We start from the raw sequence: 26,825 nt of genomic DNA, 5'->3' as shown, positions 1-26,825 counted from the left end.
TTTAATAGCCTCTGTTATTTTTAAATTCTTTTTCACATTTTAACGAACAGAATTCTTTCTTTTCGGTAATACATTGAAACTTGATACCTTTATGATAGTCTTTTATGTAATGATAAATTTCCGGTGTATTCCATCCACTTTCCATGATTGTCATTCTAAAACCCAAAACTTCGCCCATAGCCAAATAGGTAGGTTTAAGTAATTTTTCTTGAGAAAAAATATTTCCGCACCATTTACATTTTCCATCTTCATGTCCACAAACTTCAAAAGAGGTAACTTCACTCAGGTCTTTTATGTTTTTAAGATCGTTTACTAACTGTTCAAACGTTTGAAGATATTCTGGATCTTTCTCCAACCTTAAAAGTTCTTCTTGAGTTGGAATATTTGATGTCTCACTATTAGAAGTGGAATCGGTTGAAAAATTATTTTCGAAATTATTATTTTCTTCAGCTTTATTTTCTATAAATGAAGCTTTATCATCATCTAATTTTCCAAGATTGGAAAATCGAAAGTTTTGAATACCTTTTCGATCTTCAAGGTCATAGATTGTAATGATAGAGAAAGATATGATTAGATAAAAAAATATATTTGAAAATACCGTAACCTTATTCTCATCATCTTCAGATTTTCCAATTGAAAAAAGTAAAACTGATAAAATTTTTAGGACAACTATTATACCCATAAAAGGTAGAAGAAAAGATGTCTTATAAAGAATATTAAAATCGAAATTTTTGAGATAATTAATGTAACTCATGGTTTGGTTATTTTTCTTAATTATTTCTTATAATAATTCAATCTCTTTTCTTTTGTACCATCTCCATTTTGATCATAGTAATCATAATCTTGAAGAATTAACTCTTTTGAGTCAACATGCTTAATATAATAACGTTCACCATCTATATCTAAAATATTAGTAGCGGTCGTATATGAATATGGATATGTTTCTATACTTCCTATTTGTTGACATTGTTGAGTGGAAGAATTTAAAACATAATTTGTCAACAAGTATTTACTGTTTGTTGTAAACTCATGTATTGCTTCTATTTCACATTTAGCATGATCGTAAGAACTTAGGGGAGTGTCGGTTTTACCGTTGAGAATTACCGTTTTGTAGCGGTGCCATTTACCGACAAATTGTTGTGATTGATTTTTGTTTTCTTCTGTGGTTTCAGAATCATTGTTTGAACATGAACCTAATAAGATTACAGTTAATAGAGATAAATAAACTTTTTTCATAATTAAAGTTTTATTTCCTTTCAGTCCCGAAAAAGAGTTGTTAATTAAATAAAGAAAGCGTGAGGACTACTAAACTTATTCTATCAGGTAGGTTCTGGTAAACCGTTAGGGTCAAATAAGTAGCAGACCCCCACGCCATATAGATATGACATGAGAGTTGCTAACATATTCCCCCTAATTAAATGTACCAGATTTACCTGAGGAATGTCGTTAGACAAGCGTTCTATGTGTTCGAAATGTATCAATAGGATTATTTAATCCTATCAACAGCAAATATAATTAGTATATCATAAAAGTGAAAATTTATTTACGTAAATATTGTAGTAGAACTGATAAAACTCAAAATTAATTGGTTGAAAAGTGTACTTTATGTTTAATTATTAAGGCTTTATGTGTACTTTTCTGTACCTTTAAGGTACATTTTTGCCGTAAATTATAGAAGGTTTAAATTTAAACCGGAAAATTAGAAATCTTTATCTGATGACGTGTAATGGTGATTATGTCGAATGTATTACGAAAACCAATATTATTTTGCACTCAAAAATACCGTACCTATTAACAAGCAAGTGCTAGTTCTTTTAAAAAAATTCAAAATTTAAGGGTAATCCATTGGATTTACCCTTAGTTACATTTACATCATATCGAGTTTAACAGAAACTTTTTTTACTTTTTGCACTGTTTTGGTGGACATTTCAAGAAGTTTTCCAATCTCTCTCAAAGTTCTTCCTTTCTTGAGATATTCCAATGCCTTCTTATTTTTTGGTTTATTTAGAAAGTTTGCATCACTTTCATTAGATCCATTAGGTCTCCCAAAAATCACATTTCTCTGACGAGCAATCATTTTTCCGGCGGCGATCCGCTCTTTTAGGTTATTCAGTTCCTGTTCATACAAACTCGAGATTATAGTAATAATTACTTTCCATATAGGGTTTTTCTCTCCATTAGGCCGGGATTGTAGTCCCATGTTTTTTACCACCACATTAATCCCATGCTCTTCAAAGAACTCGAGAGTCTCAAGTACGTTTCTTGTATTACGACCTAGACGGGAAATTTCCTCGCATACTATAACTTTAACCACCCCATCCTCCACTAAATCAATTAACACTCGACCCTTCTCACGGTCTCTAAAATTTACTGTACCTGAAACTTTGTCTAATAATACCAGATCATATTTATCAGTATCTGCTTCAAAACGATTTCCTGTCTGACCTAAAGTAGAAACTCTATTATATTTAACCCTCATTTTGTTGTAATTTTAATTTCAGATTAAATTTACGGCGAAATCGACGTTCTGCCTACGCTTTTAGCACTATTTAGCGTTTTAAATGGATTTCCTTTTTATATTAAATTATAAGACCGCAGAAATATGCAAAATAATAATCACATGCTGTTGATCAGGAATGGAGTCTGGCTTTTATAGTTGGAGAGCAAAATAAAATTTAGCTCTCAAGATCCTCGGTCAATGCAGTAAAGTTAATAGCAAAATAATCTTTAGCGCAGGTCTTGTAGAAATCTGGAGCTGGAATTGCGCCTGGAACCAATTGATCTCTGGATGTTGAATTTACTTTGCTCGTTTGGGCAAAATATTTCTTTTTTCAGTATATATCAAATTTACCATAGCCACTGGGAGCCCGGGGTATCAAATCCCCCCTTGCCCCCGTGGGTGTATAGAACCTTGAAAAACCAAGCTCGAATGTGTACAAGTAGTCTTAGGTTTATTAGTTTGAGATTATAATAATACCCATTTTTAAAAAATAAAATTTTCCAGTTTTTGCCTAAGAAATCTGACTTTGGAAGATTTAAATTTAAACCGGAAAAAACTTGTTTAAAAAAATAGGCTCCCAAAATAAAAATAAAAATTTTTTTCATTTTTTGTCTGGAAAATGGACTTTTAATGATTATGTGATTTTTTTAATCTAGAATTTTCCTCTTGAAGATCATAGATAATTACAGATAACTTTTCAATAGTTTGATTACAGGATATACTATCGCTATTACTCTTCGTCTTTGTATTATGTAGCAATGATAGTATATCGTCAGAATTTTTTTTGAGTGATTTGTGATGATAAGAATATTTAAGTTCCGTTAAAAAATTTCCTATCACAACACCAACAACTAATATTATTATATAAGCAAGTGATTTTTTCATAATGAGATAAAATTTTTATTAAAGATAAAATATTATTAAAATCAAAACACTTCCTTACAGATAACGTTCAAAGTCTCTTCAATTATCAATCATATTTTTTTAGAAAAGATTATTAACTCGGATTAATTCTCAATGTTGGTCATTTTGATCTAATACCTTTACAAAAAGAAAAAGATGAACACTGATATCAGAGAAGAACTTACAGATTCCTTTTACATAGAACCGGAATCTGATATAATTAGTGATTTTATTAACCCTTAAATTTGGAAATTATGCCAAGAAACCATGAAGCAGATATCTGCAACCCTACCAGTGATGCGTATCAAGACGCTATGGACAACCACGCAAATCAGCTGAATCCCAACAACGAGGAATACGCTGGAAATTAAATCCGAATTGCTACCTTAGTGGTAGCAATTTTCTTTATGGATAATTCTAATACTTCTCTTCAGATTACCGACCTGATAAAATCTTTTAAAAGAAACAATGAAAGCAAAATTGTTTTCGAGTTCCTAGCATCTCTTAATAAAAAGGAATTAAATAAACTAAAATTATTGGTTGATGATGAAGAATTATTCGAAGATTTAACACAAATTTTTAAATTTATAATTCAGCATACTTCTAGCCAGTACGCAACTGATTTCTTAGTAAATTATACATCGTTATTAAACAATCTGAACATCATTTTTCCTAAATCTAAAAATGAATATAAAGTTTTGTCATTCTTCAATTTTATTAAAAGAATTCACAGAAAGAAAAAAACTATTCATTTGAAGAATGTTCAAAAAAAAACTATTCAGGATGAATTTGGAATAACAGACAAAACACTCAATAAATGGTTTATTTATTTTGATCTAAATTTCCCCAACCAACGGGAATTTAGTTCAAGAGAATATTCTGAAATTGTCAGAAACTTTGTTTTTGTTGAAGGTATTATTGCTGAACAGTTCGAGCAATATTTTAAATCAACTTATACAAAAAAAATCCTATCTGAAATGTTGGGAGATCATACTAAAAGTGAAAAAACAAACTACCGAAATTTTAAAAGCATTTTGGAAAATCTTGATTGTTGGGATACTTCCGATAATAAACTTTTAGAATTTATACGAACACATCATAAATTACCATTTAGTACTGTTTACAATTTTTTCTTGCTAATGAAAAAGAACAATCTTCTTATAGACTCTGATGTAAAAGAGGTTTTTGAAAGTTACTTTAAATGTTCATCTAGCTAGATTTACGGCTGATTTCAGCAACACTTCTTATTGCCTCTTATTTGGAAAAGTCATAAAAATTTCTTATATTATGTATACCTGAAATATCGGTATAAAAGAATAATATCAAATACTTAATGAGCAAATTCTCAGATGTAAGTCTCACCATCCCAAACAATATTAATTACGAAAAACTTTGGGACAAAATTACTACTAATCCTGACCTAAGTAAAGGGGATAAATCCAAATTAAAAGATTCAATATTACTATTTCTTCACTATCTGTATCCGTCTTCCAATTATATGACTTATACTAAGAATAATGGTTTTCACAAGAAAATAAAGAGTACAGACTTTAATGAAATTACCAGAAATTTTTTAACAAAAACTGTTGCCCTCTTAGAACATTCCGATTATCCGGTAATAGAAAGTAGAAGTTATAAAGTTGGGAAGTATTCAAAATCCTACAAACTTAAAAATGATTTTTTCCTGTTCTGCAAAGCTGAAAAAATTACGATGAACTCCAGAGTTGGAGATAATTATTTAAAAATGATGGAGTCTGTCACCGGTACGAATAAAACTGAATCCAAATTAAAAGATAATTCTCAATTTCAACATTTATTCCCACAATTAAAAAGTGAAATTATCACCATTGATAGTTCTGTTGACCTGTACATAGAGAAAATGGAAAATTTTTTAGAATTAAAACTTAAAAAGAAGGAAAATAAAATCTATTATCAAAATCTTAAGAAAAGTGTTGAAGATAAAATTCTAGCAATGAAAAGAAGTGTTAATCAAATTAAAAACGGAGAATTTGATCCAACTCTAAATAATAGTAATTTAAGACTTTACTCAACATTAACCTCTTGTAAAAAGGAAATAAGACAATTTCTTAGGATTAATGGAAAAAAAATTAATGAGATAGATATCAGTAATAGTCATTTATACTTATTATCAAATATTCTAAACCCATCATTCTATATTAATAGAAATAAAAATTCATTAATAAAAATAGATAAAAAAATTTATAAAATAATAAAATCAGAATTTTATAAATCAAAATATTATTTAAAAGAACAAATTAAAAATAAATTTAAATATAAAAATAAATCATATATACCCTATATGTGCGGCACTTTTCTAAATCAGAAAGATGTTGAACAATTCAACGATCTACCGTTTGATAATAATTTGTATCAGTATTTAAACAACATCTTATTTAATGGAGAAAAAACAAGGGAGTATATAAAGAGAAACGTAATGAGTTATCTTAACTTAAAAAAGTACCGGGAGAACAATACGTTCATTAGAAAAATGAATGAAATCTTCCCAAACGTAGGTCAGGTTATCGAATTGATTAATGGATTAGATAACTGTAAAGGTTGCCTTGCTATCCTTCTTCAAAGGTTTGAATCAACTCTTTTGTTGGATATTGGAATTAAGAAATTATTGGAAGAAATTCCCAACCTAAACTTTTTCACGGTTCATGATTCTGTTGCTGTTGAAGAAGAAATGGCAGAAACGGTGAGAAACATTCTTTCAGCAGTAATAAGTGAAAGTACCGGAAAACAAATTGGATTATCAATAAAAGAACGTGAAGATCCTTTTAAAACAATTGAAAAGACGGCTTTAGAAATGTTGAATAAATCATATAAAAAAGTTATTTCTAAAAGAAGAAAAGAAAAATTTAACAAAAGATAAAGTAGAGAAGGGTTCTTGCGAGAACCTTTTTTTGTTTCTAATTTTCGAAAAAAATAAGATGGAGGTTTTATTATTCGGATTAGATAACGGTTCCGAAATACACATCAAAAATGTGATCAATTTATTTAGCCCAATAAAAGGTATTATTAATTTTAAGAGTATTGATGTTGAAAGGGATATAAAGTATAGATTTGAAGATGTTAAACGAATAAGTCAATCTCAAATAATTAGTTTATGTAATGAAGTGAGAGATAAATTCAACATTACTGATTACGTGGTGATGGTTACGAATAAAGGATTGAATATTCCGGTCCACAACTTTCCAAAAGAAAAAGATTGGAATAGTGTATTTATTCATAGAAACATCGCTGTCAATTGTTCTTCAAGATGGAATTCAATAACCAATGGTAATATTTATTTGGCAGTTGCACATCAGATCGTTGAAAATATTTTTCAAGCAATCTCCCATATGGAACTCAACTCTCAGAAACAGTTGGAAAATGTACATCAGGAAACTGAAATTTGTATCAATGATTATTGTGCAGATATTCAAGAAACTAAAGGGAAAATTAGATCGGGTTACATATGTCAGAACTGTAAGGACAATGCAATTAGGCTAAATGATTTCAGGTATATTGAACATATTGAAAATTTACTGACCGGAATAAGTAATAAGCTCCGGTATAGTAGTAATCACTCTCCAACGAAAGAGCAGATAACCGTAACTTTTGATGATGAGCTGAATATGAAGATTGGAGACAATGTAGTTGATTTTAAAAAAAGTAAGATCTCAAAAGTCAATTATTTTTTCCATCTTATAAATCATGATATTCCGTTAACCGGTAAACTCATGAAGGATGATAGAGTTAAGGAGAAGTTTTTAGAATTAGCTTCATTATTAGACCATGATATGACAGATGCTAATTATAATAGTCACTTAAAAAATTTAAGATGCAACCATAACAGGTCAAACGATGTCATCGTTGAACATTGCAAGAGTGATGTTCTTTCATCATTGTTTAAAATTAAATCATCAGTAGAAGAACAAGACCTTTATTCGTACAAAATATCGTCGTTAGATAACAATATTCAATTACATAAACAATTCCGAAGCTTTAGGATAGATCGGTAATTGCAGCGTCGCAGAATCGGAAAGTGCGCTTTGGATTTTCTCAATTTTACATCATAATTAAAACAATAAAAATTATTTATTATGAGAAAATCAGTATTAAATTCTAGCGCGGTATTACCCTTATTAAATGTTGTAACAAAATTACAATTATCTCAACTTGAAATTCCGGAAGAATGGGATGAACTTTTTGACATAAAAGAAAAGAAACAATTTATTCAAAATCTTAGAAAACAGATAGAGAAATCCGGTTACTGCAATCCAATTGTTGTTTTTAAATTTGAAGATAAGTATATTATCGTCGATGGAGTATTACGATTTTTAGCGGTACAAGATTTAAATTTAAACGAGGTAGATTGCATTATTCTTGATATTTGTCCCAACTCTAGAGATGAAGTTAAAGACTGGATTATTGAATTTAACTTAAAGTCTGTTCCGACGGTGGAAGAAAGAAAAAGACTTCTTTCTCATTATTTAAGAGTCGTTGATAGTGAATCAGAACTTGATGAAAGTACTTACAATGAAAAATATAAGTTTATTTCGGAACAGTACGGAAGAGGTTGGGGAAGAAACAATGTGATTACTTTCAAAAAATCACTGGTTTTTGAAAAAGAAAATCCTGAAAATAATCTTAATCTTTCCAATAAACTTTTGGATAACGAAGTATCTTTTGATCGGGTAAAATGTGTCTTGGATATTTTGGATGACGAAAAAAATAACTATGATTTGGAGAAGGAGAAGGAAGCAAAGGTTATTGACGGATTTTTAAACAAAAAATACGATTTAAGAAAAACGGAATCTCTGGTTCGTCAGTATAACCATAAAAAAGAAACTGGAACAACGGATATCAACATTGTTAAAGAGGTTTCATCTGAAAAATATATGATATTACCGGGAAATTCTCTTGATACAAAATTTCCTAAAGGCACTATTATAAATGGTATTTTAACGTCAATACCGTATTATAATCAGATTGAATATTCTGAAAAAGATTCCAAGAATAGTGAGTTTGAAATTGGAAGAGAAAAGAAACCGGAACTATTTGTAAGAAACATAGTTGACGTTATGAAAGTTGGTGCAGAAAACATGACTGAAGACGGTGTTATCATTATTAATCTCCATGACTCATATCAAGATGGTGTTTGTGTGGGTGTAGTTCCTTTACTAATCCTTGAGATGAAAAAAGAAGGCTTTTTCTTCATAGACCAGGTGATCTGGCAAAAATCAAATAATAAACCACAGGGAAATAAAACCAAAAGATTCACCAACGGTTACGAATCTGTACTAATATTTTCCAAATCTAAGGAGTACTATTATAATCAGCTGAAAATTTATGATTCACGCAAGTCAGCTACGGTCAAAAAAGGATGTTCAGAACAGGGAAACAAAGATTCCAACCTAAAAACTTCATATCATATTTCCAACCAATATAAAACAATGAGAAATTTTCTTTGTGATAATGATATTGAACAGATTTTAAAGTTGAATATTTCAAAAGAAAGGTCACAGCAAAGTGGTTTACAGACTGGATTTTTCGGCTCTTTTCCAACTTTGCTTCCAATTCCATTCCTGCTATCTTTTTTTCCAGAAGACGGGACGGTTTGGGATCCATTTGCGGGCACAGGGTCCGTTGGTCGTGCCGCATTAATGTTAAACCGCAGGGCAATTATGAGCGAACTTTACGATAAGAATATTCCAAAAATCAAGGAGGTTCTTGAAAAAGGTATCTCTCAATTCAATGAAGAAGATTACATTAATTTAAAAAATGATTTTCTCTCTTCTAATGATCAGACTGATCTAGCTGCCTAAAAATCTTTAATAGATAATGGTAATTTCTTTACCATTTCCTACAATTTAAACTAAATTTTATCACCTTTTTTAATTCACAGACTTTGTGAACAGGATGATGCATGTTTAAAATTAGAAACGGAATTACTTAAATAATAGACTATTTTAAAAATAAATAAAATATGAATAATATAATATTACAGCAAATTTCCTCCGCTGAATTGGTAGAAGAAATAAAAGAATCCATTTTAAAAGAATTAAAAGAAATTTTGAAATTGACAAACAGCAACTCCAATCAAAAGGATGAACTTTTATCTAAAAAAGAAGTTTGTGAATATTTTCATATTCATCAGTCTACTCTCCATCGTTGGGTTAATGATGGTAAGATCATCTGTCATTATTTGGGGAACAAAGTTTATTTCAAAAGATCAGAACTACCATTACTTTAATAAAGTGGAACTCAATATTTGAGTTCCATTTTTATTTTTCCATCTCCTCTGATAATTCCATTTTCTTAATTAAAATATCCTTTATCTTCTTAGCCTTATCAATAGATGTATTTTGATCATATAAATCGACCATTGATTGAGATTTATGCCCGGTGTTAATCATGACTCCTTCATCACCCAAAATATGTCTAAAATTCGTTACAAATGACCTTCTACAAATATGTGACGTAACCAATTCCCATTTGCTATATTCACCAATGACTTTCCGTTTGTTAACTAACTTTCCACCAATCATTATTTCTGTGATTTCGGCGGATTTACATACGGTTTTAATATAATCATTAAACCTTTGATCGGAAATTTTACGAGGAAATTGTCCATTTCTTTTCTGTAAAATGGATTTTACTTTTGGAGGTAAAAAGATGGTAATATTTTCTTTAGTTTTCTTTTGTGTAAAACTTAGAAAATCTTCTTCAAATATATCCTTATGATTAAAATTTAAAAGGTCTGAGACTCTCTGACCGGTATAACATCCTATTAGCAACCAATCTCTAGCGTTATCCAAGTAGTCAGAGTCCAAATCAATATATTCTATTTTCTGTAACTCAGAAAAACTTAAAGTAGGGTGCTTGTATTTTTTTGGATTTATGTAAAAACTCCAGTTAAATACATCATCGTTAACCTTATATTTTTTCGATTTGGCGAATTTGATAAAAGTTTTGATGATTTTTAACTCCTTTACAATGGTCGTTTCTGAATATCTATTTGTGATACACCATTGAGTAAAAGTATCCCGGAAATTATCATCGATATTTTGAATAGTTAATTTTGAATTGATTTTTTCAAGTTTATTTTTGATTACCCGGAATTTTTTAATTGATGCTAAAGTCAATGGCTTATGTTTACCTAAAGAATGGACACTTTTTTCGGTAATATATTCCTCTATAAATTTAGACATCAAATTTGATGAAACCGCCTTTTTTATTGATTTAATTTTCTCTTTTCCTCCAAAATTTTGATTGATAAAATTTTTAAGTTTTGTACTACTAATATCAAAGTTGTTACTTAATATAAAACAATATATTGAGGTCTTAAATTCACTAAGTTTAAAATTAAATTCATCAATAAAAGTATTTTGTTTTTTATCAATTTCATTAGTTGGTTTTTTCTTTTTAAAAGATTCACTGTAAATCTCCTTTTTAGAATCCCACTTTTCAGCTTCAATAGTAAATGGAGTTGAAACCACAATATTTGTTTGCCTATTTGGTCTGTATCGAAGACTAATTTTTACATTTCCATTGTTTTTTCTTAAATATAATTTTGTACTCATAATGTTTTGATTTAGGCTAAGATAAGGCGCGTAAAGTAGAGATAAAAGGCGGCAGTTTAGAAATATTTCACTAGCCACACACATGAAATATTATATATTTTGTACAATGAAATTGATGAGAAATGATTTCAAAAATTAATTTGGTGGTTACAAAATATGTTGCCACCACTATTGCTACCACAGAAGTGATATTTAAAGATATTCAATGAGTGAAGATGAGAAATGAAAAACCCTCTATATCGCTGATATAAAGGGTTTTTAGTTGTTAAAAGGTTTCATTACCTTTCATTCCGGTGGAGTTGGAGGGATTCGAACCCTCGTCCAAACAAGCAATACATAAGCTTTCTACATGCTTATTCTACTATTGATTTTCGACCGGAGGCAGAGAGTAGACACCCAACTTCCGGCTTATCTTCTAAGGTTTTCGAGTTTTAGCCAAAGCATCTAAAACCTTATTTCCGCATTCCTATATCCCAGGATCAAACGCCGCAGAACAGAGCATTTGTGGAATATCTTGCTCCCTTACTAAAGTCTTCGGGGAAACGCTTGATCTACTATACTTCGATATTAAGCTGCAAGAGCGAACTCTTCGTTGCCAGTTAAAATTTTGTAGCAAGGGATTAAAGAGATCGCGCTACGGTTCTCTGCATGCTTACTTACCCATTGACCTTGCTGTCGAAACCAGTCAACCCCATAAATAAAGTGAATGCAAAGATAAGACTTTTGTTTAAATTATGATTAATATTGATGGTCGCTTTTTTGATATTAATTATTTCTGAGAGCTTAATTCAATTCATATCAATAAAAAAGTGCCGAAAATAATCTCGACACTTTTAATAGTTAATCTCTGTTTTTCAATAATACCCAGCCGTTTAGCATGATTGTCTTTTTGGTAACAGGGTCTTCCCATGATAATTTATACCAATAAGTGCCTGTTGGGGCTTCTCTTCCTACATATTTTCCGTCCCAAATGGTGTTTTTAGCACTCGCTTTGAAGATTTCCTTTCCGTATCGGTCAAAAACACTTCCTGTAAAATTTTTGTATTTGCTTAATGGAGTTAAATCAAGCACATCATTTATTCCATCTCCATTGGGCGTGATCGCATTTGATAGAACAAAAGTGTAGTATTCTGTATAAGCATCACATAAAATACCTCTGTTTCTTACTCTTATAGGATATTGAGTGTTTTTTAAAACATTAGTAAATACATTTGAAGCTTGCCATATCACTCCATTGTCAATTGAATATTCTAATGGAAGAGGGCTGTTATTTTTAGCTTTAATCGTTAAAGAATTATTATTGTAAACAATTTCTAAAATTTCGGGAACAATAGTGTATGAAACTTTTGCACTGAAAGTTTTAGAACAGAAACCATTACTAATAGTCACAGAATAGGTTCCTGCCGCGGTCGGGTGAATAACCTGTGTAGTTTCTCCTGTACTCCAAGAATAAGTATAACTCGGCCCAGATAGAGCGGTTCCTGCATCTAAATTGGCTTTGTGTCCTTCACAAATTTCAGTATCCTGTAAAATGGATGTGATTTCTGGTACAACGTTGATCGTTATGGTTGTAGGAGCTGATGATACACAACCGTTTGTTCCTGTTCCTGTTACGAAATAGGTTGTGGTCGTTAATGGGGTTACAGTCTGTGTGTTTCCTGAGCCCGATAATCCTACCCAAACATAACTTACCGCTCCGGATGCTGTAATGATTGCAGATTCTCCTTTGCAGATGGTCATTTTAGAGCTTGTAAGAATAATGGTGGGTGGGGAAATGTTTTTCACAACATTTACACTCGCTTGTTTTACACATCCGTTGGGTGTTGCACTTGTGATTTTTAAAGTATAAGTTCCTCCGTTATTTACAGTCGGAGTTAAAGTATTGGCTCCTGAAACAATATTTCCGCCTCCTGAAGCTGTCCATAAATAAGTTGCTCCCGTTTGATATATAGATGAGGTTGCATCCAGCGTAATTTGAGGATTTGTACATGTAATTTGCGCCGGACTGGCAATATTCACAACAATTAAAGGATCCATTGTTACCGTTACAGATTTTTGATATTGACATCCTAAAGACGTTGTTACGGTTACTGTATACGTTCCCAGAGATATTATGGTTGCTGTGGCGCCCGTCGTTCCGTTCGACCATGAAAAAGTATTTCCGGTTCCTTGGGCAGTAGCATTGAGAATGGTGGATGAATTTTCACAGAACGTCAAATTTCCTGTTATCTGAAGATTAGGGTCAACCCCGTTTACCACCGTGAAACTCGCTGCACTACTTGTACATGTACCATTGTTATTGGTTAAAGTGTAGGTTCCGGCAGTCGTAACGGTAATAGATTGTGTTGTTGCTCCCGTAGACCATACATTTCCTGTTGATGCATTAGATGTTAAAGTTACTCCATTACCATTGCAGATGGCTGGCCCGGAAGCAGTGATTGTAGGAGCTGCATTTGTATTAATATTTAATTGCAATTGCGCGACTTTCGAACAAGTCGCCGATTTTACTCTTACATAAATCGTTGCATTTCCAGAAGTATATACAGTTAGGTTATTAATTGTGTTTGAATTTCCCGCCATCGCATCTGCTTGATTCAAATAAAAATCAAACGTCACGCCTGAAGTCGTACTAATGCTAGGCTGTGCGGAAGTAAGGTTAAATACTGCCGTCGAAGAATTTGAACATTGACTTAAGCTCGCATTTTGCACCACCGGAACCACGCCCTGCGTTACCGTGATAGATTTTTGATATTCACAGTTTGCTGGTGTTTTCACTGTCACTGTATATGTTCCCGCTGTTGAAACTGAGATTGTATTTCCTGTAGAACCGTTTGACCAAGTGTAAACATTTCCCGTTCCGGCTGCAGAAGCTGTTAATTGAGTTGGGGTATCACATAATATCGTATTTCCTGCAATTTGTACATTCGGATTGCTTTCCGCTGTAATGGTGATACTTGCAGGAACCGTTGCGCAACCTGCACCATTATTCGTTAATGTATAAGTTCCTGCCGATGTCACGGTAATAGATTGTGTTGTTGCTCCGTTAGACCACGTGTTTCCTGTGGCTTGGCTTGATGTTAACGTTACATTTCCGCCAAAACAAATCGTGTTTGAAGAACTTGTAATGCTTACCGTTCCAGATTGGGTAATGTTTAATTGCAATTGCGCCACTTTCGCACATGTCGCCGATTTTACTCTTACATAAATCGTCGTATTTCCAGAAGTATAAGTTGTTGGATTATTAATTGTGTTTGAATTTCCCGCCACCGCATCTGCTTGATTCAAATAAAAATCAAATGTCACTCCTGCTGTTGTGCTAATCGCAGTTTGAGCAGAAGTAAGGTTAAATACCGCGGTCGAAGAATTCGAACATTGACTTAAGCTCGCATTTTGCACCACCGGAACAACTCCCTGGGTTACAGTAATAGATTTTTGATATTCACAATTCGAAGGCGTTTTTACGGTTACCGTATAAGTTCCCGGTGTTGAAACTGAAATTGTATTTCCCGTAGATCCATTCGACCAAGTGTAAGTATTTCCTGTTCCAGAAGCAGAGGCTGTTAATTGAGTAGGAGATTCACATAAGACGGTATTTCCTGTAATTTGAACATTAGGATTACTTTCTGCAGCAATCGTGATGCTTGCCGGAGCACTTGTACATCCACCGTTAGTATTAGTCACTGTATACGTTCCGGGCGTTGTCACGGTGATGGATGGCGTTGTAGCACCTGTAGACCAAGTGTTTCCTGTTGCTTGACTTGATGTTAAGGTGACGTTTCCGCCAAAACAGATAGTATTTGAGGAACTTGTAATCGTAGGAGGAGAAAGGGTAGTAGTGTTAAGTTGTATTTGAGCTTCAGTGTCACATAGGGTAGAAGTAGGATCTTTTATGATGACCTTTATTGTTGTATTTGTTGAATATTGAAAATTAGTGGGGTTACTTATAGGTGTTGAGCTTCCCAATATATAGTAAGTAAAGATATAATTGGCTGGATTGCTGACCAATTGAGAATTAAAGGATGTTAAGTCTACCGTTGCGCTAGAAGAAGCATTTACGCATTTTGTTGCCGTAATAGTATTTTGTAAAAGAGATACTTTATCCACATAAATTTTTGCATTTTTAATTGAATGTCGTGATGTTGCACCACCTGTTGAAGCTGAAAAACCAAAATATCCCTGTGTCATATTTACCGCTCCTCCAGAGGGCTGAAAAGATTGGCTTACGATCTGATGGTTATCTATTTTTACCGTAATAATCCAATTGGCTGCATTGGCAGGATCAATTTCTCCGTTCACTTCTACATGACGATAATTTCCGGTAATAAAAGGAATGGTAGATAAAAGATCATTAGAATGATAGGTACTTCCTGCCGTATTATTCATTTCTATATTGGAGCTCACATTATTTGTGCCATATAGTATATGAACTTTACTCATTAATGACTCTGTGTAATTATTATAAGTATCAAAGCCTATCATAAGGCCTTCTGCATTATTTGGAATTCCTAAGCCCCCTCCTGAAATGTACGAAGTCGGTGGATTCGTAATATACCAAAAGGCAAGTCCGTCACCCTTTCCATAGGTAGGATCTGCGGCACCATCAATTCTGAAATCAAATTCTACTTTCCATTTATTACAGTATTTAAGATTGATAGGCGCATTCAGTTTAATACCTCCTGAGGTATTGTTCTGATTGGGGGTAAGTTGAATAAAGTCCCCGTTGATGCTAGCGGAAGAAACCAATCCCCAGCCGGTAGCATTTACAGGATTTCCTGAAAGTTGATAGGTTTGTGAAAAAAGGTTGCCGCATAGTGATACTAATATGGCAACAATAAATAAATATTGCTTTTTCATTACATGTGTTTTGCGCAAATGTAATGAAAATATTGAATAGGTTGGTATAGAATTTATTCAATTTTAAATCCTCATTTTTAATTTTTTAGCATTTGTCATAGAATAATTTTGTGTTTTAATAAAAAAGTTTTATTTTTGCAATCCAAAATGAGATGTAATATATGTTAATAATTCCAGTAAAAGACGGAGAGTCTATCGACAGAGCATTAAAAAAATATAAAAGAAAATTTGATAAAACGGGTACAGTTCGTCAATTAAGAGCTAGACAAGCGTTTATCAAGCCTTCTGTAACTTTAAGACAAGCTAGATTAAAAGCTGCTCACAAGCAAAGAAATCTTAGCAAAGAAGAACAGGCTTAAGAAAAATTTTCTTAAACACATACTAAGTTCACTCTTTAAATATTTATATTTGAAGAGTGAATTTTTGTTTTTATACATTGATAATATTTAAAGTGATAATTTACTACATAATACCAAATCACCGAGATCTTTGTTAAGCAGAGCGCCTTTGTGAGTCTTAAAACCAAATGGGAGTAAAAAGAAAACTTAGTGTTCTTTGTGTTAAAATATTCAAGCACAAAATAATATTCAAAAAAATAACATGTTAGATAAATTTTTAGAATATTTACAATTCGAAAAGAGGTATTCTCCTCACACCATTACAAGCTATAAAAAAGATCTTGAAGATTTTTCTCATTTCTATCTTAAAACAGAATCTTCCGAAGATATTTCTAAAGCAGAAAAAAAAATCATCCGAAATTTTATTGTTGAACTCAGTGAAAATAATATTTCTAAAAGAAGTATTAATAGAAAATTATCATCACTTCGCAGTTTTTATCTCTTCCTTTTGAAAATTGGTGAAATAAAAGTTTCTCCCGCTGAAAGTATTTCATCATTGAAATTTTATCCGGAAAGGCAAGTTCCTATGTCTACAGACGAGATGCAGGTGCTTGAAGAAAAGGTTTTTACTCAAATCACAGATGTGCTGGAAAAATGTATTGTTGAGGTTCTCTACCAAACAGGAATTCGAAAAGGAGAGCTTTGTGGTATGATGTTTGAGAATGTAAATATAGACGAAAATGAAATAAAAATAATAGGGAAGGGAAATAAACAAAGAATGATTCCCATTTCCGCAGATTTATCAAATTTGCTGAAAAGCTATTTAGAAATACGCCAGCCGCAAACAGAATATAAATCATATTTTTTTGTAAATAAGAAAGGGAAAAAACTCACCGAAAAATTTGTTTATGTGGTAGTTAATAAGTACCTTAGTATTATAACAACAAAAGAAAAAAGAAGTCCTCACATCCTGCGCCATAGCTTTGCTACACACGTTTTGGATAATGGGGCGGAGATCTCCAAAGTAAAAAAAATATTAGGTCATTCCAGCCTTGCAAGTACTCAAGTCTATACGAATGCTAATATCGAACAATTGAAAAAAGTGTTTAATCAGGCTCATCCAAGAGCATCAAAAAATGACGAATTATGAAGATCACAGTACAATCAATTGGTTTAACTCCTCACGAACCACTAGAATCACACATTGACAAAAAAGTAAGCAAACTCGATACGTTTTATGATAAAATTCACGAGTGTAAAGTGTTTTTAAAAGTAGAAAATAATGCCGATAAAGCCAATAAAACTGCCGAGCTTATTTTGGCGGTTCCGGGAGATGATATAGTAGTAAAAAAGACTACGACAAGTTTTGAAGAAAGTTTAGACCTATGCGTTGATACTGCTAAAAAGCTATTAATCAAGAAAAAAGAAATGGCGTAGTAAAAAAAGTTAAAAAAAGTTATTAAAAAATTTGAGAATTCAAAAAAACCGTTCTATATTTGCACTCGCAAAAAGGGAACAGCGTTCTTTTGAATTCTTTTTGATTTAATTGCTTCCATAGCTCAGTTGGCCAGAGCACGTGATTTGTAATCTCGGGGTCGTGGGTTCGAATCCCTCTGGAAGCTCATTTTAAATATAAAAAACCTGGGGAGATTCCAGAGTGGCTAAATGGGACTGACTGTAACTCAGTTGCTTCGGCTTCGTAGGTTCGAATCCTGCTCTCCCCACAGTTTTTTTTATTAAAAAAGTCTTGCAGGTTTCAAGAATTCTTCTTAGATTTGCAAACCGTTAACCAAGAGTTTTGGAAAACAAAATTGCGGAAGTAGCTCAGTTGGTAGAGCGTCAGCCTTCCAAGCTGAATGTCGCGAGTTCGACCCTCGTCTTCCGCTCAATAAAAATACTTGAAAAAGTATTTTTTTAACTACTGAAAAGCTCAGAGTAGAATTTTCTCAAAAGCTTTCAGTCTAAATATTAAAACGCTTCCATAGCTCAGTTGGCCAGAGCACGTGATTTGTAATCTCGGGGTCGTGGGTTCGAATCCCTCTGGAAGCTCTATTTTAATATACTATGTTTGGGGAGATTCCAGAGTGGCTAAATGGGACTGACTGTAACTCAGTTGCTTCGGCTTCGTAGGTTCGAATCCTGCTCTCCCCACATTTTATATTAAAAAAACTTGCATAACTAAAAGGTTTTCCCTAAGTTTGCAAAGCGTTTACCAACAGTTTTGGAAAACAAAATTGCGGAAGTAGCTCAGTTGGTAGAGCGTCAGCCTTCCAAGCTGAATGTCGCGAGTTCGACCCTCGTCTTCCGCTCAAAAAAAATCATGCTATACAGTATGATTTTTTTGCTTAATGCCGACTTAGCTCAGCGGTAGAGTGCTTCCTTGGTAAGGAAGAGGTCACGGGTTCAAGTCCCGTAGTTGGCTCTTAAAAAATCCCGAATAAATCGGGATTTTTTATTTTCTCACTTTTTCAAATTTATATCTGTTACTTCCGTTTCATAAAGTTGTTTAATTTATAATAGAGAAAATAAAATTTAAGAGATAAATTTTATTTTCTTTTCAGAATTTTCTATTATCCAATTGTTTTTTCTTTAAACCATTGTTTAAATAATCCCTTTCTTAATTCCTTCAATTAAAAAATTATCTGCTTAGTTATCATTTCAAAATCCTAAAAAATTCTTTACATTCGTATAAAATAATTTTCGATGAATATTCTTTTATTGGAAGATGATTTGATTCTTTCTGCGGAGCTTTGCAAGTTTTTAGAATCAAATAGTTTTACCTGCGATAAAATTTATGATGGAGAAACATTTCTTCGTCAGATTAAAAATAGTACTTACGATTTGTATCTGCTCGATATCAACATACCAAAAATAAACGGACTGGATGTTTGCCAGACCATTCGTTCTTTCGATAAAAATACGCCGATCATCATCATTTCTGCGTACGGAGATCTTTCGGATAAAAAAGATGCTTTTACAAGACTGGCAGATGATTATTTGGTAAAACCATTTCAGTTTGAAGAATTATTACTACGCATTAATTCATTATTGAGAAGAAAAACGCCATCCGAAACAACAGATCAGGATATTGTACGAGTTGATGATTTAATTGTGAATAAAACCGAACAGAAAGTGTATCGCGGAGGAAATGAAATCAATCTTACTCTGAAAGAATTTCAGCTATTGGTTTATTTGGCAGAAGCACAAGGAAGAACGGTTTCTAAACAGCAGATCACAGAACACGTTTGGGAACATAATTTCAATACGAATACGAATACAGTAGAAGTGTATATTAATTTCCTGAGAAAGAAAATTGATAAAGATTTTAAAGTGAAATTAATCCACACTCGTTCCGGATTCGGGTATTATTTAAGTCCGTTATAAAAGAATGTCTTTAAAAAGAAGGATTGCACTTACGCTTAGCATTGCTTTTTCATTACTTTTTGGTATTGTAATGGCGGTGATTTATATGTCTTTTAACGATTTCAGAAAAGATGAATTTAAAGAAAGATTCAGACAAAGGCTTGAATTTACGTCTCATTTCATTGCGAAGTCGAAAGATTTTGAAGAAGAAGCGCCTATCTTTTTTAATGAAAATTCAGATAACATTCTTTTAAATGAAACCATTTTAATTTTTAATGCTGAAAAAGAATTAATTTACAGCACCATTAAAGATCGAAATGTAACCTGGGACACTTCTTTGCTAAAGGAATTAGACGAAAAAAAAATAGTCTATTCTGAAAAAACGGTTCCCGAAATTTACGCGGCTCTTAGAAATATCAATGGAGAAAATTATTATATTCTCACAAGTGCCTATGATACCAATGGAAACTCGAAGCTTTCTTATCTTAAATATCTATTGATTACAGCTTATGTGATGAGCACGCTTCTTATCGGGTTTCTCAGCTATTATGTAATGGGACAGTTTTTGAAGCCACTGGAAGATCTTAATGTGGAAATTTCAGAAGTAACGGCACATAAGCTTACAACGAAAATTCCCGTTCAAGAATCGAATGACGAGATCAATGTTTTGGCACAGTCTTTTAATACGATGATTACAAGGCTTGACGATGTTTTTCAATCTCAGAAAGATTTTACGGCAAGTGCCTCACATGAAATTAGAACTCCGATTACCCGAATGGCTTTTCAGCTGGAAAATCTCATTAAATTTGAACAGCATTCTCCCGAAACATTAGCGTCTTTAAAGCAAATTCAGCGAGATGTGTATCAACTGTCGGATCTTACGAATTCACTTTTACTTTTGACAAAATTCGATAAAGAAAATATTCAGAGCATTTATGAAGAAGTAAGAATCGATGAAGTGATTTTTGAATCTTTTGAAGCGGTTGAAAAAAGCTACCCTAAATTAAGAATGAGCTTTCTTATCTCTGAGGATACTTCCGAAGATGCACTTCTTACGCTAAAAGGGGTTCAGTCTCTTTTGGATATTGTTTTTATTAATTTGCTTAAAAACGCCGCGATTTACTCAGACGATACAGAAGTAGATGTAATAATTAAAGAAACGAATGAACATCTTATTGTAGATGTAATTTCTCACGGCAGCACCATCTCCGAAGAAGAACAGGAAAAGTTATTCGATGCTTTTAAAAGAGGAAAAAATTCTCAGAATATTTCAGGTTCCGGGCTTGGCTTAAGAATTGTGAAGAGAATTTTAGAATATCACGGCGCAAAAATTACGTATACTTCACCTGCGGATTTGTTGAATAAATTCAGTGTAATTTTCAATAAATAAACAATTAATTTCCAAACCTTCCTTTGCATTCAGTTTTGTAATCTGTTTTTTTGTTAAACAGATCATTAATTTTCATTTAAAAATTTCAATAGATTGAGATTTGATATTTATTTTAAACAAAAAAATAATATTCAAAAGATCAATATTTATCGAGAAATTTAATTTTTTTTTAAGTATTCTTTAAGAGCATTTTAATAGCATAAAAGCATTTTTGTAAATTAAAAAGAAAAAAATGAACAAAATTGCAGGGGTATTTATCGTCATTTCCTCATTCGTGGCGGCCCAACAGCAAATGTCTCTTTTGGATTGTGAAGAAGCCTTTCAAAAGAATAATTTACAACTGCTTGCCGAACAGTACAACATCAATATGGCCGATGCAGATGTTTTGCAGGCCAAGATTTGGGAACTTCCACAACTGAGCGGCCAAATCAACGCTTATAATCCGGAAGACAAAAAAGTTTTTGATGTAGGCCACGCAAAAGGCGCACAAATAACACAACTGATTTACATGGGCGGCAAAAAGAAAAATGAAATTGCTTTTGCCAAATCTAACAAGGAGCTTGCCCAGCTTCAGTTTTCTCAACTTCTTGTGGATCTGCGATCTGAGCTTCGTTCCACATATTTTAACCTTTACTACGAAAAATTAAAACTTGAAAATACCGACAGGCAACTTGGGTATATGAATGATCTTTTGGCGGCATATAAGGTACAGTCTGCTAAAGGAAATGTTTCTCTGAAAGATGAAGTTAGATTACAAACCATTGTTATTCAGCTGAATAATGATAAGATAGGAATTAACAAAGATATTTTAGAACTTCAACAAAGCCTTCAGGTATTAACAGGAATCACCGATGATATTGAACCGCAACTTTCCGAAGCTGAAGCAAAGGAAACTTTAGCATTACAACCTTTTGGTGATGATGCTGAACTAAAAAAGAAAGCAATAGAAAACAATGCAGATTATCAATATAATTTAAAATTGATTGATAACAGCAAATTGTACGCTCAGTGGCAAAAATCTCTTAATGTTCCGGATTTGAATGTAGGAGCCGGATGGGATCAAAACGGAGGAACGTTTAAGAACGAGGTAAATTTAATGGTTGGGATTCCGTTGCCTTTATGGAAATCAAATAAGGGAAATGTGGAAAAAGCCAACTTCGCCATTCAGCAGAATCAAAAAAATGCAGATTTTCAAAGGCTTAATCTTGAAACAAAAGTTCAGGCAGCTTATAAAACCTGGAAATCTCAATACGATCAGCTTACCCAAATAAAATCTAACGATCTGAATAATATGGAACTGGTCTATAACGGAATGCTTACAAATTTCCGAAAAGGGAATGTGAGCCTTATTGAATTTGCCGATTTCATGGATAGCTATCGAGAGGCTGCCCTTCAGATATACGACATGAAAAACGAAATTATGCAATCTGCAGAACAATTAAATCAACTAGTACAAACGAAAATCTTCTATTAAACATGAAAAATTATATAATACCAATAATGGTGGCTTTGTCTGTCTTGTCTTGCTCAAAGAAAGAAGAAGATGCAAAACCACAGGCCAAAAAAGGTTTTGAATTAAGCAGCACTATGCTGAAATCAATAGATTTAGCAAAAGTTGAAAAAAAATATATAGAAGATGATTACAATTTTTACGGAAAAATTTCTGCCGATAAAAATAGTTATATCGATGTGTATCCGTTGGTGGGAGGAAATGTACTGAGTGTAAATGCCGAGTTGGGAGATTATGTGAAGAAAGGTCAGGTATTGGCAACCATTAGAAGTACAGAATTGGCAGAAGTGCAAAAAGATGTGAGCGATGCAAGGACAGATTTGGTTGTTGCGCAAAATAATCTTCGTGTTGCCAAAGAATTGTATGAAGGAAAATTAAATACCGAACGAGATGTACTGGAAGCCAAAAGCCAATTGCAGAAGGCTCAGGATCAAATGCAGAGAGCAAGTGCGGTGAGTACGGTTTATAATGTTAAAAAGGGAAATATTTACAGTGTGGTAGCGCCCATTAGCGGATATATCGTTCAGAAAAACATCAATAAAGATATGCAGCTGAGAAGTGACAGAAGCGAAAATATCTTCGATGTTGCCAATACAACCAACGTTTGGGCAATTATGAACGTGAATGAATCTGATATTGATAAAATCAGTCTTGGAATGAAAGCTCAGGTTTCCACCTTATCTTATCCGGATAAAGTTTTTGATGGTAAAATTGATAAAATATTTAAAATTATCGATCCCGAAACCAATGCGATGCAGGCGAGGGTGGTGTTGGATAATCAAAACGGATTGTTGATTCCTGAAAGTAAAGCTACCATAAAAGTAACCAATTCTGAAAATGTGAAGGCACTTACGGTTCCTTCTAAAGCAGTGATTTTTGATGACAATAAAACTTTTGTGGTGATCTACAACTCCCCGGCAGATGTAAAGGTAAGAGAAATAAAGGTCTTAAAGCAAGTGGGAGATACCACCTATATTGAAGATGGTTTGTCTGAAGGCGAGCAAGTGATTACCAATAACCAATTATTGATCTATCGTTCTTTGAATAGTTAAAATTTTATTTAAACCATAAAGATTTTGATTAAGAAGTTAAACATCCAATCTTACAGCATTCGTTTACGAATTCCTTAATAATTCTTAACTCCTTACATATCCTTAACGGTTCAAAAATAAAAAAACAAATTCAACGGCTTTTTTAGGTCATCAAAAAATCTATCATGAATAAATTCATTAAAAATATAATTGCTTTCTCGTTAAAAAACAAAGCATTTACCTTTATTTGGGTAGCGATTTTGGCGGTTGCAGGATTTATTAGCTTCAAAAATATGCCTATTGAAGCTTTTCCCGACGTTACCAATACCCAGATTGTCATCATTACCCAATGGAATGGGCGAAGCGCTGAAGAAGTAGAGCGTTTCGTGACCACGCCCATTGAGTTGGCTATGAGTCCGGTTCAAAAGAAAACCAGTGTGCGAAGTACCACAATGTTTGGGCTTTCCATTGTTAAAATTCTTTTTGATGATGGGGTGGACGACACTTTTGCCAGAAATCAGGTCAATAACCAATTACGAACTGTCAGCCTTCCTGATGAAGTAGACCCTGAAGTGCAGCCACCCTACGGACCCACCGGAGAGATCTTCCGATATACTTTGCAGAGTAAAACAAAAGATTCCAGAGAATTATTAACCTTACAAAACTGGGTGGTCGATCGTGCGTTGAGAGGCGTTCCTGGGGTTGCCGATATCAACGTTTTCGGAGGTCAGGATAAAGTTTTTGAATTAAGTATCGATCCGAGAGCGTTGGATAAATACAATTTAACGCCACTTCAGGTGTACGATGCAGTCGGAAAAAGTAACTTAAATGTTGGTGGGGATGTTATCGAGAAAAACGGACAGGCATATGTAGTTCGTGGTATTGGTTTGGTAAAATCCATCAGCGATATTGAAAATATTACGATTCATAACGATAACGGAAACCCAATCTTAGTAAAAAATGTGGCTCAGGTACACGAAGGTGAAAGACCAAGAGTGGGGCAGGCGGGATTAAACAATCAGGATGATACCGTTGAAGGTATTGTCGTGATGAGAAAAGGGGAGAACCCTCGTGAAGTTTTGGTAAATGTTAAGGCTAAAATTAAAGAGCTTAATGAAAAGATTCTTCCGAAAGATGTAAAAATGGTTACTTTCTATGATCGCGATAATTTGATGGATTTCACGACGGAGACCGTAATGCATAATTTATTAGAAGGAATTATCTTAGTTACGGTAATCGTTTTGATCTTCATGGCAGACTGGCGAACAACGCTGATTGTTTCCATTATTATTCCGCTATCCTTATTATTTGCATTTTTATGTTTGAAAATGGCAGGGATGAGTGCCAACTTATTGTCTCTGGGAGCAGTTGACTTTGGTATCATCATCGATGGAGCCGTCGTAATGGTGGAAGGGCTCTTCGTAATGCTCGACCACAAAGCGATTAAATACGGACAGGAAAAGTTTAACAAAATGGCGAAAGGTGGCTGGATTAAACAAACGGGAACAGGTCTTGGTAAAGCGATTTTCTTTTCAAAATTAATCATTATTACTTCGTTAATTCCGATTTTCTCGTTCCAAAAAGTAGAAGGGAAAATGTTCTCACCATTGGCATTCACATTAGGGTTTGCATTAATGGGTGCGTTGATCTTTACTTTAACTTTGGTTCCGGTGCTTTCGCACATCCTATTAAATAAGAATGTTAAAGAAAAAAATAATCCTTTCGTTAATTTCTGGGACAGAATTGTGTTGAAAGGGTTCAATTTTACCTTTAAACATAAAAAATTAAGCTTAATAGTTTCGCTGGCTTTCCTTGGAGTGACTTTATTTTCAGGAAAATTCTTAGGAACGGAATTTTTACCACAATTAAATGAAGGTTCACTTTGGATTACCGCAGAAATGCCGATGAGTTCTTCATTAAAAGAGTCGTTGAAAACAGCAGATCTTCTTAAAAAAGATATTATGAGCTTTTCGGAAGTTACCGATGTGTTAGCTCAAACCGGTCGAAGTAATGACGGAACCGACCCGAACGGATTTGGCTTTGTTCAGTTTGCGGTAAATCTTCAGCCTAAAGATCAATGGAAACGAAAGATTACTTATGAAGAATTGATTGAAGAAATTGATAAAAAACTGAGAACCTATCAGGGAATCACATTCAATTATTCTCAGCCGATTTCCGATAACGTAGCGGAAGCGGTGGCAGGTTTCAAGGCAGAAAACGGAATTAAAATTTATGGAGATAATCTCCAGACTTTAGATATTCTTGCTGAAAAAGTTTTGAAAGAAGTAAAAGATGTTAAAGGTGTAAAAGATGCCGGAATCATTAAAAATATCGGTCAGCCGGAGGTAAATGTAGTTTGGGACAGAGATAAAATGGCGGCTTATGGGGTGATGCCAGAAGACGCACAAACGGTTCTTGAAATGGCTTTCGGAGGAAAAACTGCTTCTGAAATGTATGATGGAGAAAGAAAATTCCCGATTAGACTTCGTTATTCTCAGGAATATAGAAAAGATGAAAATGATATTGCTTCATTGATGGTTCCTACGCAAGATGGCACGCAAATTCCTTTGAGAGAGATCGGAAGCATTGTAAAAGATAACGGAGCGGCGTTTATTTATCGTGATGATATTAAAAGGTATATCGGAATTAAATTCTCAATTCGTGACCGAGATTTAGGAAGTACGATTGCGGATGCTCAAAAAGCAGTTTCAAAATTAGATCTTCCGGATGGGTATTCTATCGGATGGACTGGTCAGTTTGAAAATCAGCAAAGAGCGTCGAAACGTTTAACACAAGTTGTTCCGATCAGTATTTTAGGAATTTTCTTCCTTTTATTTATTCTTTTCGGAAACATGAAAGATTCTCTTTTGGTTTTGGCGAATGTGCCGTTTGCTTTAATTGGAGGAATCATCGCTTTGCACGTTACAGGAATTAACTTCGGAATTTCTGCCGGAGTGGGAATGATTGCCCTTCTCGGGATTTGTATTCAGAACGGGGTAATTCTCATTACAGAGTTTCACCAGAATGTCAAGAACGGACAAAGTTTAGATGAAGCGATATTGCATGGAGTGAAATCAAGAACGCGACCTGTTATTATGACTGCATTAATGGCTTCTATTGGTTTGATGCCGGCGGCGCTATCAACAGGTATTGGTTCAGAATCTCAAAAACCATTGGCCATTGTGATTATCGGAGGATTAATTACGGCAACGGTTCTTACTTTATTAATTTTCCCGATTATCTTCTGGATCTTCAATAGAACCAAGAAATCGCAGCAAATTTAATTATTCTTTCATTTATATAATATTGAGTGAGCCTGAAACGAATTGTGTTTCAGGCTTTTT

The 26,825-nt window shown here is 33.4% G+C and carries 19 protein-coding genes, 7 tRNA genes and 1 other RNA gene; 20 read left to right on the top strand and 7 right to left on the bottom strand.

The window, feature by feature from the left end; genetic code table 11:
- Position 1: 1 nt before the first annotated feature.
- The 4 genes from OXQ85_RS02800 to OXQ85_RS02785 form a co-directional block, all read right to left on the bottom strand.
- The gene (locus OXQ85_RS02800) at positions 2-754 is read right to left on the bottom strand and encodes a hypothetical protein (protein ID WP_267402214.1); all 753 of its coding nucleotides are present in this window, start codon (positions 752-754) and stop codon (positions 2-4) included.
- A 20-nt stretch (positions 755-774) separates the two neighbouring features.
- Positions 775-1,236, bottom strand: coding sequence for a hypothetical protein (locus tag OXQ85_RS02795; RefSeq protein WP_267402213.1), 462 nt, complete (start codon positions 1,234-1,236; stop codon positions 775-777).
- A 631-nt stretch (positions 1,237-1,867) separates the two neighbouring features.
- Complete coding sequence (locus tag OXQ85_RS02790; RefSeq protein ID WP_267402212.1) at positions 1,868-2,479, bottom strand: recombinase family protein; 612 nt, start codon at positions 2,477-2,479, stop codon at positions 1,868-1,870.
- A 648-nt stretch (positions 2,480-3,127) separates the two neighbouring features.
- A complete protein-coding gene (locus OXQ85_RS02785; protein ID WP_267402211.1) occupies positions 3,128-3,385 on the bottom strand; it encodes a hypothetical protein in 258 nt (85 codons plus the stop codon).
- A gap of 554 nt (positions 3,386-3,939) precedes the next feature.
- Between OXQ85_RS02785 and OXQ85_RS02780 the strand changes: the two genes are divergently transcribed.
- The 5 genes from OXQ85_RS02780 to OXQ85_RS02760 all read left to right on the top strand — a co-directional run bounded on the left by OXQ85_RS02780 (position 3,940) and on the right by OXQ85_RS02760 (position 9,665).
- Positions 3,940-4,620: a hypothetical protein gene (locus tag OXQ85_RS02780; protein ID WP_267402210.1), complete on the top strand. Its 681-nt coding sequence runs from the start codon at positions 3,940-3,942 to the stop codon at positions 4,618-4,620.
- Between the two features lie 116 nt (positions 4,621-4,736).
- Positions 4,737-6,299, top strand: coding sequence for a hypothetical protein (locus OXQ85_RS02775; protein WP_267402209.1), 1,563 nt, complete (start codon positions 4,737-4,739; stop codon positions 6,297-6,299).
- A 58-nt stretch (positions 6,300-6,357) separates the two neighbouring features.
- Complete coding sequence (locus tag OXQ85_RS02770) at positions 6,358-7,431, top strand: hypothetical protein (RefSeq protein ID WP_267402207.1); 1,074 nt, start codon at positions 6,358-6,360, stop codon at positions 7,429-7,431.
- 81 nt (positions 7,432-7,512) lie between these two features.
- Positions 7,513-9,237 carry a DNA methyltransferase gene (locus tag OXQ85_RS02765; RefSeq protein WP_267402205.1) on the top strand — a complete coding sequence of 575 codons (1,725 nt, stop codon included), beginning with the start codon at positions 7,513-7,515 and terminating at the stop codon, positions 9,235-9,237.
- Positions 9,238-9,398: 161 nt separating this feature from the next.
- Positions 9,399-9,665, top strand: a complete 267-nt coding sequence (locus tag OXQ85_RS02760) for a helix-turn-helix domain-containing protein (protein WP_267402204.1) — start codon at positions 9,399-9,401, stop codon at positions 9,663-9,665.
- A 31-nt stretch (positions 9,666-9,696) separates the two neighbouring features.
- Here OXQ85_RS02760 and OXQ85_RS02755 read toward each other — a convergent pair whose 3' ends face one another.
- From OXQ85_RS02755 to OXQ85_RS02745, 3 genes are all read right to left on the bottom strand, one after another.
- Positions 9,697-10,995, bottom strand: a complete 1,299-nt coding sequence (locus tag OXQ85_RS02755; protein WP_267402203.1) for a hypothetical protein — start codon at positions 10,993-10,995, stop codon at positions 9,697-9,699.
- 291 nt (positions 10,996-11,286) lie between these two features.
- Positions 11,287-11,688: a transfer-messenger RNA gene (gene ssrA, locus OXQ85_RS02750) on the bottom strand.
- Positions 11,689-11,835: 147 nt separating this feature from the next.
- On the bottom strand, positions 11,836-15,849 hold the full coding sequence (locus OXQ85_RS02745; protein WP_267402202.1) for a T9SS type B sorting domain-containing protein: 4,014 nt from the start codon (positions 15,847-15,849) through the stop codon (positions 11,836-11,838).
- Positions 15,850-16,010: 161 nt separating this feature from the next.
- Here OXQ85_RS02745 and rpsU point away from each other — a divergent pair, with 161 nt between their 5' ends.
- The 15 genes from rpsU (at position 16,011) to OXQ85_RS02670 (ending at position 26,765) form a co-directional block, all read left to right on the top strand.
- Positions 16,011-16,208 carry a 30S ribosomal protein S21 gene (rpsU, locus tag OXQ85_RS02740; RefSeq protein ID WP_039365233.1) on the top strand — a complete coding sequence of 66 codons (198 nt, stop codon included), beginning with the start codon at positions 16,011-16,013 and terminating at the stop codon, positions 16,206-16,208.
- Positions 16,209-16,449: 241 nt separating this feature from the next.
- Positions 16,450-17,337, top strand: a complete 888-nt coding sequence (locus OXQ85_RS02735) for a tyrosine-type recombinase/integrase (RefSeq protein WP_267402197.1) — start codon at positions 16,450-16,452, stop codon at positions 17,335-17,337.
- A complete protein-coding gene (locus OXQ85_RS02730) occupies positions 17,334-17,624 on the top strand; it encodes an HPF/RaiA family ribosome-associated protein (protein WP_267402195.1) in 291 nt (96 codons plus the stop codon). The genes OXQ85_RS02735 and OXQ85_RS02730 overlap by 4 nt, the downstream gene beginning before the upstream one ends.
- 111 nt (positions 17,625-17,735) lie before the next feature.
- Positions 17,736-17,809, top strand: a tRNA-Thr gene (locus OXQ85_RS02725).
- Between the two features lie 21 nt (positions 17,810-17,830).
- Positions 17,831-17,911, top strand: a tRNA-Tyr gene (locus OXQ85_RS02720).
- Positions 17,912-18,000: 89 nt separating this feature from the next.
- A tRNA-Gly gene (locus OXQ85_RS02715) sits at positions 18,001-18,073 on the top strand.
- A gap of 89 nt (positions 18,074-18,162) precedes the next feature.
- Positions 18,163-18,236, top strand: a tRNA-Thr gene (locus OXQ85_RS02710).
- Between the two features lie 21 nt (positions 18,237-18,257).
- Positions 18,258-18,338 (top strand) — tRNA-Tyr (locus OXQ85_RS02705).
- An 85-nt stretch (positions 18,339-18,423) separates the two neighbouring features.
- Positions 18,424-18,496 (top strand) — tRNA-Gly (locus tag OXQ85_RS02700).
- Between the two features lie 41 nt (positions 18,497-18,537).
- A tRNA-Thr gene (locus OXQ85_RS02695) sits at positions 18,538-18,609 on the top strand.
- 281 nt (positions 18,610-18,890) lie between these two features.
- The gene (locus OXQ85_RS02690; protein WP_267402193.1) at positions 18,891-19,571 is read left to right on the top strand and encodes a response regulator transcription factor; all 681 of its coding nucleotides are present in this window, start codon (positions 18,891-18,893) and stop codon (positions 19,569-19,571) included.
- A 4-nt stretch (positions 19,572-19,575) separates the two neighbouring features.
- Entirely contained in the window at positions 19,576-20,940 is a 1,365-nt protein-coding gene (locus OXQ85_RS02685; RefSeq protein ID WP_267402191.1) for an ATP-binding protein, read from the top strand.
- Between the two features lie 232 nt (positions 20,941-21,172).
- Positions 21,173-22,414, top strand: a complete 1,242-nt coding sequence (locus tag OXQ85_RS02680) for a TolC family protein (protein ID WP_267402189.1) — start codon at positions 21,173-21,175, stop codon at positions 22,412-22,414.
- Positions 22,415-22,416: 2 nt separating this feature from the next.
- Complete coding sequence (locus OXQ85_RS02675; RefSeq protein WP_267402187.1) at positions 22,417-23,502, top strand: efflux RND transporter periplasmic adaptor subunit; 1,086 nt, start codon at positions 22,417-22,419, stop codon at positions 23,500-23,502.
- 164 nt (positions 23,503-23,666) lie between these two features.
- A complete protein-coding gene (locus OXQ85_RS02670; protein ID WP_267402185.1) occupies positions 23,667-26,765 on the top strand; it encodes a CusA/CzcA family heavy metal efflux RND transporter in 3,099 nt (1,032 codons plus the stop codon).
- Positions 26,766-26,825: the final 60 nt, after the last annotated feature.

This window comes from Chryseobacterium sp. GM_Chr_2 (assembly GCF_026540445.1).
Classification (GTDB): domain Bacteria; phylum Bacteroidota; class Bacteroidia; order Flavobacteriales; family Weeksellaceae; genus Chryseobacterium.
Note: the sequence above shows the minus strand (reverse complement) of the source record. Positions and strands in the feature narration are given on the sequence as shown.